Raw genomic sequence first — 12,040 nt, forward strand, 5'->3', positions numbered from 1 at the left:
GGGCGGGTATTGTTTTAAACCACCCCCCCCGGGCCCCCCCCGGGGGGGGGGGGGGGCGGCCGTGGGCGTCCGCCGTCGCGCCCGGAGCCCCGGGCGCTACTGCTGCTCCCACGGCGGCCGGGGCGGGTAGTCGGGCGCCCGCCGCTCCGGCGGCGGCCCGGCCGGCCGGTCGCTGTCCGGCGGGGGCGGCCCGGGCCGGTGGTGGGGCCCGCCGCGGGCGGTGAGGCGGCCGCGGACGTTGTCGGCGGCCAGGACGTCGGCCCAGCGTTCCGGGTACTCGGAGGGGACGTCGACGTCGTCGCCGTCCTCCTCGCCCCACTCCTCCTCGGCGCCTTCGGCGAGGCCGAGTTCGCGGGCGCGCCGGGCCCGTTCGGCGGCGCGCCGGGCGGCGACCTCGCGGACCACGGCGGCGGCGGCCTCCTCCTGGGCGCGCTCGTTCTCGGCGCGGGCGTCGGCGGTCTCCAGGGTGGGCCAGCGGCGGTCTATGGCGGCGTTCATGGCGGCGCCGATGAGGACGGCCAGGGCGACCACGAAGATCCACAGCAGTACGGCCACCGGCGCGGCCAGCGAGCCGTACACCGAGGGGACCTCGACCGAGCTGACCAGGTAGATCCGCAGGGCGACGCTGCAGACGACCAGCACCACCAGGGCGACCAGGGCGCCGGGGACGTCCTCGCGCCAGGGGGTGGAGACGGGGACGGCCAGGTGGTAGAGGGTGGTGAGGGAGACGATCAGCAGCACGATGGCGACCGGCCAGTAGGCGGCGCCGACCAGTCCGGCGACGCCGGGCACGGCGTTCTCGATGAGTCCGGGTCCGGCCATCAGCAGCGGCAGCACCAGGGAGCTGATGACGAGGGCGCCGAAGTAGAGGCCGAGGGACATCAGCCGGGTCTTGACGATGCCCCGCTTGCCGTCGAGCCCGTACATGACGGTGATGGTGTCGATGAAGATGTAGAGCGCTCTGGAGCCGGACCACAGCGACAGCAGGAAGCCGATCGAGACGAGGTCGGGCCGGGAGTGGGCGAAGACCTGGTCCAGCAGCGGCACCACGACCTCTTTGACGGACGAGTCCGACAGGACCGTCCCGGAGGCCGAGACGATGTCGTGCTTGAGCCGGTCGATGGTGCCGGCCCCGAGGAACTCGTCGAGGTAGCCGAGGGTGCCGGCCAGGCCGAGGAGCAGCGGCGGGATCGACAGCAGGGTGAAGAAGGCCGCCTCCGCGGCGAGTCCGGTGACCCGGTACTCGACGCAGGTGTTGGTGGTGTCCTTGACCAGCTCCCACGCCGTACGGCGCCAGGCGGCCTGTTTGGCCGCGCGTCGGGAGCCCTTGCCCCGACGCCGGGAGGGCCGTTCGGGGTTCGGTCTGCTCGTCTCGCCTGCTGCTTGCACGGGTCTAACGGTATCGGGCCGGGGCCGCGCGGTTGATCTCCCCCGGGGTACGGGCGCGTGGACGGGCGCCGGGGCGGGGAGCGGCGGGAATCCCCGACTGTCTCACATAACGAAACATCAGCGTCCACCATCCGGATGTTAGTGGACCGCAAGTCCCGCGCCGTGCCAATCTCTTGCCATGCCGAGCGCCGGAACCACCCTAGTTGGTCGACTCCACGTCGATCTCCTTCGCGTGTCCAGCGCCATCTGTCCGGCGATCTGAGCCCACCCCGCCGCATCACCGCACCCGGGCGCCACCCACCTCGCAGTCCCCGCTGGAGCGGACGCGCGGGCGCCCGGCCGGCCACGGTCACTGCTCTCCCCGGCCCTGGGAATACCCGCAGGTCACAGCAGCACCGCACCGCCGCGCACCCCCAGCGACCCACCCGGCGTCAGAGCCATCTGCCCCGAAGGACTTCACCATGGCCACCACCCCCGAGACCGCCGAGCCCACGGCCGACCGCGCCGCCGCGCGACGCCCCGCCGCGCCTCGCAAGGTGACCCGTCACCGCGGCGAGGGCCAGTGGGGCATGGGCCACTTCACCCCCCTGAACGCCAACGAGCAGTTCAAGAAGGACGACGACGGTCTCAACGTACGGACACGTATTGAGACGATCTACGCGCACCGGGGCTTCGACTCGATCGACCCCGCCGACCTGCGCGGCCGGATGCGCTGGTGGGGCCTGTACACCCAGCGCAAGGAGGGCATCGACGGCGGCAAGACCGCGATCCTGGAGCCGCACGAGCTCGACGCCGAGTACTTCATGCTGCGCGTGCGGGTCGACGGCGGCCGGCTGACCGTCGCCCAGCTGAAGGCGATCGCCGAGGTCTCCGAGCAGTACGCCCGCAACACCGCCGACCTGACCGACCGCCAGAACGTCCAGTACCACTGGATCCGGATCGAGGACGTCCCGGCGATCTGGCAGAAGCTGGAGGCCGTCGGCCTGTCCACCACCGAGGCCTGCGGCGACACCCCGCGCGTCATCCTCGGCTCCCCGGTGGCCGGCATCGCCGAGGACGAGATCATCGACGGCACCCCCGCCATCGAGGAGATCCAGCGGCGCTTCATCGGCAACAAGGACTTCTCCAACCTGCCGCGCAAGTTCAAGTCCGCCGTCTCCGGCTCCCCGCTGCTGGACGTCGCGCACGAGATCAACGACGTCGCCTTCGTCGGCGTGGTCCACCCCGAGCACGGCCCCGGCTTCGACCTGTGGGTCGGCGGCGGGCTGTCCACCAACCCCAAGCTGGGCGTGCGCCTGGGCGCCTGGGTCCCGCTGGACGAGGTCGCCGACGTCTACGGCGGCGTCATCGGCATCTTCCGCGACTACGGCTACCGCCGGCTGCGCAACCGCGCCCGGCTGAAGTTCCTGGTCGCCGACTGGGGCGTGGAGAAGTTCCGCCAGGTGCTGGAGGACGAGTACCTCACGTACCGGCTGGTCGACGGCCCCGCCCCGCAGGAGCCCAGCGGCCGCTGGCGCGACCACGTCGGCGTCCACCGGCAGAAGGACGGCCGGTACTACATCGGCTTCGCGCCGCGCGTCGGCCGGGTCGACGGCCGGCTGCTCGGCCAGATCGCCGACCTCGCCGCCGCACACGGCAGCGACCGGCTGCGCACCACCGCCGAACAGAAGATGCTGGTCCTCGACATCGCCGAGGACCAGGTCGACTCGGTGGTGGCCGGCCTGGAAGCGCTGGACCTGCGGGTCACCCCGTCGCCGTTCCGCCGCGGCACCATGGCCTGCACCGGCATCGAGTACTGCAAGCTCGCCATCGTCGAGACCAAGGAGCGCGGCCGCACGCTCATCGACGAGCTGGAGAAGCGCCTGCCGGACTTCGCCGAGCCGCTGACCATCAACATCAACGGCTGCCCGAACGCCTGCGCCCGCATCCAGGTCGCCGACATCGGCCTCAAGGGCCAACTCGTCCCGGACGGCAACGGCGAGCAGGTCGAGGGCTACCAGGTGCACCTGGGCGGCGCGCTCGGCCTGGAGGCCGGGTTCGGCCGCAAGGTCCGCGGCCTCAAGGTCACCAAGGACGACCTGCCCGACTACGTCGAGCGCGTCCTGACCCGCTACCAGGCCGACCGCACCGAGGGCGAGCGCTTCGCCCAGTGGGCGGCCCGGGCCGGCGAGGAGCAGCTGTCGTGAGTGAGCGCGCCGCACCGTTCTTCTGCCCGTACTGCGGGGACGAGGACCTGCGCCCCTCCGAGGTCGGACACGGCGCCTGGGAGTGCCACGGGTGCCGCCGCGCCTTCCAGCTGAAGTTCCTCGGCCTGCTGTCCCCGACCGCCTCGGCCGCGGCCGACTCGGCTTCGGCCAACTCGGCTTCGGCCAACTCGGCTTCGGCCGCCACGACTTCGGCCGACTCGATGTCGGCTGCATCGACTGCGACCAACTCGACTGCGACCGACGGGGGTTCGTCCGGTGACCAGCGCGACGACTGACTACGAGGAGATAGCCGTCCGGGCCGGCCGCGAGCTGGAGGAGGCGACGCCCCAGGAGATCCTGGCCTGGGCCGCCGACACCTTCGGCCGCCGCTTCTGCGTCACCTCCTCGATGGAGGACGCGGTCGTCGCCCACCTCGCCTCCTCGGTGTTCCCCGGCGTGGACGTGGTGTTCCTGGACACCGGCTACCACTTCCCGGAGACCATCGGCACCCGGGACGCGGTGGCCGCGACCATGCCGGTCAACGTCATCACCCTCAGGCCGCTGCGCACCGTGGCCGAGCAGGACGCCGAGCACGGGCCGCACCTGCACGACCGCGACCCGGACCTGTGCTGCTCGCTGCGCAAGGTCGAGCCGCTGAACCGCGGCCTCGGCGGCTACGACGCCTGGGCGACGGGGCTGCGCCGCGACGAGTCCCCGAGCCGGGCGGACACCCCGGTGGTGTCCTGGGACGCCCGGCGCCGCAAGGTCAAGATCGCCCCGATCGCCCGGTGGACGCAGGAGGACGTGGACGCCTACGTCGCCGCCCACGGGGTGCTGCTCAACCCGCTGCTGTGGGAGGGCTACACCTCGATCGGCTGCTCACCGCTGTCCTGCACCCGCAAGCCCGCCGAGGGCGAGGACGCCCGGGCCGGGCGCTGGTCCGGCTCCGGCAAGACCGAGTGCGGCATCCACCTCTGACCCACCCCCCCCCACTACCGACGAAGGACTTGAGACTGTGACAGCTCACACCCGGGCCGCCGACGGAGCCGCGGAGGCGGCCCCCGCGGCCGCCCCCTGCGAGCGCGGCGCCACCGTGTGGCTGACCGGGCTGCCGAGCGCGGGCAAGACCACGCTCGCCTTCGCGCTGGCCGGACGGCTGCGCGCCGAGGGCCACCGGGTCGAGGTCCTGGACGGCGACGAGATCCGCGAGTTCCTCTCCAAGGGCCTCGGCTTCACCCGCGAGGACCGGCACACCAACGTGACCCGGATCGGCTTCGTCGCCGAGAAGCTCGCCGCCCACGGCGTCAAGGTGCTCGCCCCGGTGATCGCCCCGTTCGCCGACTCGCGCGCCGCGGTGCGCGAGCGGCACGCGGCGGCCGGCACCGAGTTCCTGGAGGTCCACGTCGCCACCCCGGTCGAGCTGTGCGCCGAACGCGACGTCAAGGGCCTGTACGCCAAGCAGGCCGCCGGCGAGCTGGCCGGCCTCACCGGCGTGGACGACCCGTACGAGGCGCCGCAGAAGCCGGAGCTGCGGATCCAGACGCAGGGCCGCGCGGTCGCCGAGTCCGCCGCCGAGCTGCACGCCTTCCTGACCGAGAGGGGTCTCGCATGACCACCGCGACCGACGGCCCGGTCCGCACCCACGAAGACGCCCCCTTCGCGCTGTCCCACCTGGACGCGCTGGAGGCCGAGTCGGTGCACGTCTTCCGCGAGGTCGCGGGGGAGTTCGAGCGCCCGGTGATCCTGTTCTCGGGCGGCAAGGACTCCATCGTCATGCTGCACCTGGCGCTCAAGGCCTTCCACCCGGCCGCCGTGCCGTTCTCGCTGCTGCACGTCGACACCGGGCACAACTTCCCCGAGGTGATCGCCTACCGCGACCGCGTCGTCGCCGAGCACGGCCTGCGCCTGCACGTCGCCCACGTCCAGGACTTCATCGACGACGGCCGGCTGCGCGAGCGCCCGGACGGCACCCGCAACCCGCTGCAGACCGTCCCGCTGCTCGACGCCATCGAGACGAACCGCTTCGACGCGGTGTTCGGCGGCGGGCGCCGCGACGAGGAGAAGGCCCGTGCCAAGGAGCGGGTGTTCTCCCTGCGCGACGAGTTCGGCGCCTGGGACCCTCGCCGCCAGCGCCCCGAGCTGTGGTCGCTGTACAACGGCCGGCACGCCGTCGGCGAGCACGTGCGCGTCTTCCCGCTGTCCAACTGGACCGAGCTGGACGTCTGGCAGTACATCGAGCGCGAGGGCATCGACCTCCCGGAGATCTACTACGCCCACGAGCGGGACGTCTTCGCCCACGCCGGCATGTGGCTGACCGCCGGCGCGTGGGGCGGCCCCAAGGAGAACGAGCCCGTCCAGCGGCGGCTGATCCGCTACCGCACCGTCGGCGACATGTCCTGCACCGGCGCCGTCGACTCGGTCGCCACCGACATCCAGGCCGTGATCGCCGAGATCGCCGCCAGCCGCCTCACCGAGCGCGGCGCGACGCGGGCCGACGACAAGCTGTCCGAGGCCGCGATGGAAGACCGCAAGCGCGAGGGGTACTTCTAACGATGACCAGCACCACCCAGGAAGCCACCGCCACGTCGCTGCTGCGCTTCGCCACCGCCGGATCCGTCGACGACGGCAAGTCCACCCTGGTCGGCCGCCTGCTGCACGACTCCAAGTCCGTGCTCGCCGACCAGCTGGAGGCCGTCGAACGCGCCTCCCTGAACCGCGGCCAGGACGCGCCCGACCTCGCGCTGCTCACCGACGGCCTGCGCGCCGAGCGCGAGCAGGGCATCACCATCGACGTGGCCTACCGCTACTTCGCCACCCCCCGGCGGCGGTTCATCCTCGCCGACACCCCCGGGCACGTGCAGTACACCCGCAACATGGTGACCGGCGCCTCCACCGCCGAACTGGCCGTGGTGCTGGTCGACGCCCGCAACGGCGTCGTCGAGCAGACCCGCCGGCACGCCGCCGTCGCCGCGCTGCTGCGGGTGCCGCACGTGGTGCTGGCCGTCAACAAGATGGACCTGGTCGACTACGCCGAGCCCGTCTTCGCCGCCATCGCCGAGGAGTTCACCGCCTACGCCGCCTCGCTCGGCGTGGGCGACGTGGTGGCCGTGCCGATCTCGGCCCTCGCCGGGGACAACGTCGTCGAGCCGTCCGCGCACATGGACTGGTACGGCGGCCCGACCCTGCTGGAGCACCTGGAGACCGTCCCGGTCGGCAGCGACCCGGACGCCGCTCCGGCCCGCTTCCCCGTCCAGTACGTGATCCGCCCGCAGAGCGAGGAGCACCCCGACTACCGCGGCTACGCCGGGCAGTTGGCCTCCGGCGTGCTGCGGGTCGGCGACCCGGTGACGGTGCTGCCCTCGGGCCACACCACCACCGTCGCCGGGATCGACGCGCTCGGCCGCGAGACGGACCTCGCCTGGGCGCCCCAGTCGATCACCGTCCGGCTCGCCGACGACCTCGACGTCTCCCGCGGCGACCTGATCGCGGCCGGCGTGATCCCCGCGCCCACCAGGGACATCGAGGCCACCGTCAGCCACCTCAACGAGCGCCCGCTGCGCGCCGGGGACAAGGTCCTGCTCAAGCACACCACCCGCACCGTGCGCGCGCTGGTCAAGGACATCACCTACCGCATCGCTCTGCCGACCAAGGCGGGCGACACCCTCGAACAGCGCTCCGGCGCCGAGGGGTTGAACGTCAACGACCTCGGCCACGTGGTGCTGCGCACCGCCGAGCCGCTGGCGCTCGACGCCTACTGCGACAACCGCCGCACCGGCTCGTTCCTGCTAATCGACCCGGCCGACGGCACCACCCTCACCGCCGGTATGGCGGGCGAGGCCTTCGCGACCGTACGCGCCACCGAACCCGCTGAGGAGGACTGGGTCTGATGCCCAGCGAGGCGTTCTCGGACATGGACAAGGAAGGCGGCCGCATCGGCAGCGGCGTCCTCGGCAGCGGCCAGGGCGGCCTGACCCGATGTGCGGGCCGACAGCGCTGACTTGCGACCCCCGGCCGCCCCGACGGGCGACCGCCACGTCCCCGAGACCGCCTCCCGACGGTCCGTCGATGAACAGGACTTCACCATGGCACCGAACCTGGCCCCCTCGCATACCCATGCCCGCCCCAACGCCGGCCGGATCAGACGCTCCGCGGTGGCCGCCGCGGCCGGCCTGACCGCCGTGACCCTGCTGTCGGCGTGCAGCTACGGCTCCAAGGCGGACGACAAGAAGGCGGGCGCCGACTCCGCCGCCAGTTCGGCCGGCGCCTCCGGCGCGAAGCTGTCCGCGGACACCGTGAAGATCGGCTACTTCGCGAACCTGACCCACGGCACCGCCCTGGTCGGCCTCCAGGAGGGGCTGTTCCAGAAGGAGTTGGGCGCCACCCAGATCAAGACCCAGGTCTTCAACGCGGGCCCGTCCGAGATCGAGGCGCTCAACGCCGGCTCCATCGACATCGGCTGGATCGGCCCCTCCCCCGCGATCAACGGCTACACCAAGTCCGACGGCCAGTCCCTGAAGATCATCGGCGGCTCGGCCTCCGGCGGGGTCAAGCTGGTGGTCAACCCGGACAAGATCTCCTCGCTGGACGACCTCAAGGGCAAGAAGATCGCCACCCCGCAGCTGGGCAACACCCAGGACGTGGCGCTGCTCAACTACCTGGCGGGCAAGGGCTTCAAGGTCGACGCGGCGTCCGGCGCCGGCGACGTCTCGGTGGTGCGCACCGACAACAAGGTCACCCCCGACGCCTACCGGCAGGGCTCCATCGACGGCGCCTGGGTGCCCGAGCCCACCGCCTCCAAGCTGGTCACCCTCGGCGCGAAGGTCCTGCTCAACGAGAAGGACGTCTGGCCGGACAAGAAGTTCGTGATCACCAACATCATCGTCTCGCAGAAGTTCCTCAAGGAGCACCCGGACGTGGTGGAGGCCGTGCTGCGCGGCTCGGTGAACACCAACGCCTTCATCAAGGCCAACCCGGACAAGGCCAAGGCCGACGCCAACGAGGCGATCAAGAAGGAGGCCGGCAACGCGCTGGAGCCGGCCATCCTCGACCCCGCCTGGGCCGACATCGACTTCCTCGACGACCCGCTGGCGAACACCCTCCAGGCCGAGGCCGACCACGCCGTCACCGCCGGGCTCCTCAAGCTGCCCAAATCAAGTTCCGCTGGCGCGGGGGCCAACCTGAACGGCATCTACGACCTCACCCTGCTCAACAAGGTGCTCGCGGCCAAGGGCCAGGGCCCCGTGGCGGACGCCGGACTCGGCGCCAAGTAGCGCCACCCGGCGCCGAACAGCACCGCGCGGCGCCGAGTCCGCCCCGACTCCGCGGTCCGGACCCCCGCCCACCCGGTCGATCCGCGATCGATGCCCACCGGGACGGGCGGGGCCGGGCCCCGGCCCCCGCTCCGCCAGCCCTCAGCCAGACCACTCACGCAGGAGGTGCCCGGATGACCCCGGCACTGACCACCTCGGCGGACACCGCCGGCGCCGGCGCCGGCGGCGCCGCGCCCGCCGTCCGGATCTCGCACGTGCACAAGTCCTTCGGCCGCCCGGGCGCGCAGACCCACGTCCTGGACGACATCACCCTCGACGTCGCGCCCGGCGAGTTCGTCACCCTGCTCGGCGCCTCGGGCTGCGGCAAGTCCACCCTGCTCAACCTGGTCGCCGGCCTCGACCAGCCCACCGCCGGCGCCATCGAGGTGCCGGGCGGCCGCCCCGCGCTGATGTTCCAGGAGCACGCGCTGTTCCCCTGGCTCACCGCCGGCCGCAACATCGAACTCGCCCTCAAGCTGGCCGGCGTCCCCCGCGCCGAGCGCCGCGCCGAAGCCGAGCGCCTGCTCGAACTCGTCCGCCTCAAGGGCTCGTACGGCAAGCGCGTGCACGAGCTGTCCGGCGGCATGCGCCAGCGCGTCGCGATGGCCCGCGCGCTGGCCCAGGGCAGCCAGGTGCTGCTGATGGACGAGCCGTTCGCCGCGCTCGACGCCATCACCCGCGACGTGCTGCACGACGAGATCACCCGGATCTGGGCCGAACGGCAGCTGTCCGTCCTGTTCGTCACCCACAACGTGCGCGAGGCCGTGCGCCTGGCCCAGCGCGTCGTCCTGCTCTCCTCCCGCCCCGGCCGGGTCGCCCGCGAGTGGCGGATCGACCTGCCGCAGCCGCGCCGCATCGAATCCGCCGGCGTCGCCGACCTGTCCATCGAGATCACCGAAGAACTGCGTGGGGAGATCCGTCGCCATGGCCAGCACTGACAGCACCCCGGTCCTGGAGAAGGCCGACAAGACCGACAAGGCCGCCGCCACGGACACCGCCGGTGTCGGCGCCGGCCTGGACGCCCTCGACTCCGTCTCCGCCCAGCGCGGCTCGCTCGGCCAGGCACTGCGGACCAAGGCCCTGCCGCCGCTGATCGGCGTCCTCGTGGTGCTCGCCCTGTGGCAGGGGGCGTACAGCCTGCACCTCACCTCCGCCTACAAGCTGCCCAGCCCGACCGACGTGTGGCACTCCGCCCAGGACCTCTGGTACCAGGGCACGCTGTTCTCGATCATCTGGACCAGCGTCTGGCGCGGCCTGTCCGGCTTCCTGCTCGCCGTCGTCATCGGCACCCCGATCGGGCTGGTCGTCGCCCGCGTCCGGCCGGTGCGCACCGCCATCGGCACGGTCCTCCAGGGCCTCCAGTCGCTGCCCTCGGTCGCCTGGGTGCCGGCCGCGGTCATCTGGCTCGGCATCAACGACCAGATGATGTACGCGGTCATCCTGCTCGGCGCCGTCCCCTCCATCGCCAACGGCCTGATCGCCGGCATCGACCAGGTGCCACCGCTGTTCCTGCGCGCCGGACGCACCATCGGCGCCACCGGCCTCACCGGCGCCCGGCACGTCCTCATCCCCGCCGCGCTGCCCGGCTACCTGGCCGGCCTCAAGCAGGGCTGGGCGTTCTCCTGGCGCTCCCTGATGGCCGCCGAACTCGTCGCCTCCTCCCCCGACCTCGGCCGGGGCCTGGGCCGGTTCCTGGAGGACCAGCGCGAGTTCTCCGACATGTCCGGGGTGCTGCTCGGCATCATCCTGATCCTGTTCGTCGGCATCGCCATCGAACTGCTCGTCTTCACCCCGGTCGAACGCCGGGTGCTGCGCAACCGCGGCCTGCTGGCCGCCGCCAAGTAAGGCCGACGCCGATGCCCGCCCTCCTGCTGATCGCCCACGGCAGCCGCGACCCGCGGCACGCCGCCACCGTGGCCGCACTGGTCCAGGAGGTGCGGGCGCTGCGCCCCGGGCTGGACGTCGCCACCGCCTACCTGGACCACTGCGCGCCGCGCATCCCGCAGGTCGTCGGACGGCTCGACGACGCGGTGGCCGTCCCGCTGCTGCTCAACCGGGCCTACCACGCCAAGCACGACATCCCGGCCGCCCTGCGCACGGCGGGCGCGGCCCTGCCCGTCGCCGCCGTCCTGGGCCCGTCGCCGCTGCTGCTCGCCGCCCTGGAGCGCCGCCTCGCCGAGGCCGGGGTGGACGTGCGCTCGGCCGCCGTCCGGGCCCGCACCGGTGTGGTGCTCGCGGCGGCCGGCTCCTCCGACCCGGCCGCCGACGCCGCCACCCGCGCGGTGGCCGCCGCGTGGCACCGCAGCCGCGGCTGGGCCGCCGTCGAGGTGGCCTACGCCTCCGCCACCGGCCCGCGCGTGCCCGACGCCCTGGCCGCCCTACGCGCCGCGGGCGCCGCCCGCACCGCCGTCTCCCCCTACCTGCTGGCCCCAGGCCTCCTGCCCGACCGCATCGCCGACGCGGCCGCCGGAGCGGACGCCCTCGCCGACGTCCTGGGCCCCGCCCCCGAACTGGCCGCCCTCCTCCTGGAACGCTACGACGAGGCCCGCCTGGCAGCAGCCGTCGCCCCGGCCCTCACCGCCTGAGCCGGAGCGGGCCCCGGCGCGGCCGTCACCGAGCCGCCTTCTCCGCCTGGTGAAGACACTCGGCCTGTCCGACCGCCTCCCAGTGCCGCGCCCGCTCGAAGTGCAGGGCACTACGGGCCGCACGCTCCCGCAGCTGGTACCGCGCAGCCGCCGCGATGACCACACTCGGCGGCACCGGCTGCTCCAGGTCGGCGACGGCGGCCTCGATCCACTCCCGCATGATGGCCGTCGGTTTCAGCCCCCGCTCCCGTGCCCGGCGCCGCACCTCGTCCATCACCGGCTCGGGCAGCCGCAGCGAGGTGGTGATCATCACCGACTCCGCCGCCAGCGGCTCGGCCGGCTCGGCGCTCATGATCTCGTCCTCGGTCAGCCCGTGTGTCCCGTAGTGCTCGGCGACCGCCTTGAGCCCCGCGTCCTTGTCGGCCATCCGCCCCTCCGCTCACGACACCGGCACCCCGGCGGCTTCCCCGTGGGCACCGTGTCACCGACCTCACGGGCAAGGCCAGCCGCCACCACACCTACGGGTGACGGCGCGCGGAAGCGCCGATGGGTGCGCACGGCCGGACCGTGC

At 73.0% G+C, this 12,040-nt stretch carries 13 protein-coding genes; 11 read left to right on the top strand and 2 right to left on the bottom strand.

Going from position 1 to position 12,040, the window contains the following annotated elements; all coding sequences use genetic code 11:
- Positions 1–96 precede the first annotated feature (96 nt).
- Complete coding sequence (locus tag ACFV61_RS30720; RefSeq protein ID WP_079135509.1) at positions 97–1,389, bottom strand: YihY/virulence factor BrkB family protein; 1,293 nt, start codon at positions 1,387–1,389, stop codon at positions 97–99.
- Positions 1,390–1,567: 178 nt separating this feature from the next.
- On the opposite strand from ACFV61_RS30720, the gene ACFV61_RS30725 reads away from it, so the two are divergent.
- The 11 genes from ACFV61_RS30725 to ACFV61_RS30775 all read left to right on the top strand — a co-directional run bounded on the left by ACFV61_RS30725 (position 1,568) and on the right by ACFV61_RS30775 (position 11,469).
- Positions 1,568–1,651, top strand: a complete 84-nt coding sequence (locus ACFV61_RS30725) for a putative leader peptide (protein WP_347878562.1) — start codon at positions 1,568–1,570, stop codon at positions 1,649–1,651.
- Between the two features lie 199 nt (positions 1,652–1,850).
- On the top strand, positions 1,851–3,575 hold the full coding sequence (locus ACFV61_RS30730) for a nitrite/sulfite reductase (RefSeq protein ID WP_363368688.1): 1,725 nt from the start codon (positions 1,851–1,853) through the stop codon (positions 3,573–3,575).
- Positions 3,572–3,871, top strand: coding sequence for a hypothetical protein (locus tag ACFV61_RS30735; protein WP_380495175.1), 300 nt, complete (start codon positions 3,572–3,574; stop codon positions 3,869–3,871). The genes ACFV61_RS30730 and ACFV61_RS30735 overlap by 4 nt, the downstream gene beginning before the upstream one ends.
- Positions 3,852–4,553, top strand: a complete 702-nt coding sequence (locus tag ACFV61_RS30740; protein ID WP_363368686.1) for a phosphoadenylyl-sulfate reductase — start codon at positions 3,852–3,854, stop codon at positions 4,551–4,553. Before ACFV61_RS30735 ends, ACFV61_RS30740 begins: the two co-directional genes overlap by 20 nt.
- A gap of 37 nt (positions 4,554–4,590) precedes the next feature.
- Positions 4,591–5,187 carry an adenylyl-sulfate kinase gene (gene cysC / locus ACFV61_RS30745; protein ID WP_279634886.1) on the top strand — a complete coding sequence of 199 codons (597 nt, stop codon included), beginning with the start codon at positions 4,591–4,593 and terminating at the stop codon, positions 5,185–5,187.
- Positions 5,184–6,125 carry a sulfate adenylyltransferase subunit CysD gene (gene cysD / locus ACFV61_RS30750; protein ID WP_380495166.1) on the top strand — a complete coding sequence of 314 codons (942 nt, stop codon included), beginning with the start codon at positions 5,184–5,186 and terminating at the stop codon, positions 6,123–6,125. Before cysC ends, cysD begins: the two co-directional genes overlap by 4 nt.
- 2 nt (positions 6,126–6,127) lie before the next feature.
- A complete protein-coding gene (locus tag ACFV61_RS30755) occupies positions 6,128–7,462 on the top strand; it encodes a sulfate adenylyltransferase subunit 1 (protein ID WP_380495169.1) in 1,335 nt (444 codons plus the stop codon).
- 195 nt (positions 7,463–7,657) lie between these two features.
- Positions 7,658–8,845: an aliphatic sulfonate ABC transporter substrate-binding protein gene (locus ACFV61_RS30760; RefSeq protein ID WP_380495171.1), complete on the top strand. Its 1,188-nt coding sequence runs from the start codon at positions 7,658–7,660 to the stop codon at positions 8,843–8,845.
- Between the two features lie 173 nt (positions 8,846–9,018).
- Positions 9,019–9,822 carry an ABC transporter ATP-binding protein gene (locus ACFV61_RS30765; protein ID WP_063347100.1) on the top strand — a complete coding sequence of 268 codons (804 nt, stop codon included), beginning with the start codon at positions 9,019–9,021 and terminating at the stop codon, positions 9,820–9,822.
- Positions 9,809–10,729 carry an ABC transporter permease gene (locus tag ACFV61_RS30770; RefSeq protein ID WP_063347101.1) on the top strand — a complete coding sequence of 307 codons (921 nt, stop codon included), beginning with the start codon at positions 9,809–9,811 and terminating at the stop codon, positions 10,727–10,729. The genes ACFV61_RS30765 and ACFV61_RS30770 overlap by 14 nt, the downstream gene beginning before the upstream one ends.
- Positions 10,730–10,740: 11 nt before the next feature.
- The gene (locus tag ACFV61_RS30775) at positions 10,741–11,469 is read left to right on the top strand and encodes a sirohydrochlorin chelatase (protein WP_380495173.1); all 729 of its coding nucleotides are present in this window, start codon (positions 10,741–10,743) and stop codon (positions 11,467–11,469) included.
- A 25-nt stretch (positions 11,470–11,494) separates the two neighbouring features.
- Here the strand turns inward: ACFV61_RS30775 and ACFV61_RS30780 are convergent, their stop codons facing one another.
- Positions 11,495–11,896 (bottom strand): hypothetical protein, encoded by a 402-nt coding sequence (locus ACFV61_RS30780; RefSeq protein ID WP_063347103.1) that lies wholly within the window; start codon positions 11,894–11,896, stop codon positions 11,495–11,497.
- Positions 11,897–12,040 lie beyond the last annotated feature (144 nt).

Source organism: Kitasatospora sp. NPDC059817 (assembly GCF_042731835.1).
GTDB lineage: Bacteria > Actinomycetota > Actinomycetes > Streptomycetales > Streptomycetaceae > Kitasatospora.

Bases quoted from the DNA above. Each gene is read 5' to 3' on its own strand.
- ACFV61_RS30725 (WP_347878562.1), top strand. From the start codon at position 1,568: ATGCCGAGCGCCGGAACCACCCTAGTTGGTCGACTCCACGTCGATCTC.
- ACFV61_RS30765 (WP_063347100.1), top strand. From the start codon at position 9,019: ATGACCCCGGCACTGACCACCTCGGCGGACACCGCCGGCGCCGGCGCC.
- ACFV61_RS30775 (WP_380495173.1), top strand. From the start codon at position 10,741: ATGCCCGCCCTCCTGCTGATCGCCCACGGCAGCCGCGACCCGCGGCAC.
- cysD (WP_380495166.1), top strand. From the start codon at position 5,184: ATGACCACCGCGACCGACGGCCCGGTCCGCACCCACGAAGACGCCCCC.
- ACFV61_RS30770 (WP_063347101.1), top strand. From the start codon at position 9,809: ATGGCCAGCACTGACAGCACCCCGGTCCTGGAGAAGGCCGACAAGACC.
- ACFV61_RS30730 (WP_363368688.1), top strand. From the start codon at position 1,851: ATGGCCACCACCCCCGAGACCGCCGAGCCCACGGCCGACCGCGCCGCC.
- ACFV61_RS30755 (WP_380495169.1), top strand. From the start codon at position 6,128: ATGACCAGCACCACCCAGGAAGCCACCGCCACGTCGCTGCTGCGCTTC.
- ACFV61_RS30780 (WP_063347103.1), bottom strand. From the start codon at position 11,896: ATGGCCGACAAGGACGCGGGGCTCAAGGCGGTCGCCGAGCACTACGGG.
- ACFV61_RS30760 (WP_380495171.1), top strand. From the start codon at position 7,658: ATGGCACCGAACCTGGCCCCCTCGCATACCCATGCCCGCCCCAACGCC.